Source organism: Oleiphilus sp. HI0043 (assembly GCF_001634935.1).
Window position 1 is genome coordinate 1 of the sequence record NZ_LWEY01000916.1, and the last position, 382, is coordinate 382.

A 382-nucleotide genomic window follows, 5' to 3' on the forward strand; every position below is an offset into this window, starting at 1 on the left:
CAACCCCGCCGAATCTCTCGCTCATCAACATTCAAACACGAGTCATGAGCTGTCGCCAGCTTCAACATTTCAAGGCGAGAGTCAGCACTTGCCGACACACTATCCTTATGCACAGCCTGGTAACAAGGCATCAAGTCGACACTGTTGACACCCAGTTCCGAGACAAGCTCGGTGGCCATGCGCAAATGACCAACATGAACCGGGTCGAAAGTACCACCGAAAACAACTTTCACGAAGTTAGACTTCTCATAAGGAATCTAATTAATGCAGGCCTCACTGACGGATATGCCCATCGCCCAGCACCACAAATTTTTCCGAAGTTAAGCCATGCAGACCAACCGGCCCACGCGCGTGAATCTTATCGGTTGAAATGCCGATTTCT

Annotated in this window: 1 protein-coding gene; it reads right to left on the bottom strand. The window is 50.0% G+C overall.

What is annotated here, in order from left to right:
- A partial coding sequence (locus tag A3729_RS10265; RefSeq protein ID WP_156497870.1) for a nicotinate-nicotinamide nucleotide adenylyltransferase occupies positions 1–233 on the bottom strand: 233 nt, incomplete at its 3' end.
- Positions 234–382 lie beyond the last annotated feature (149 nt).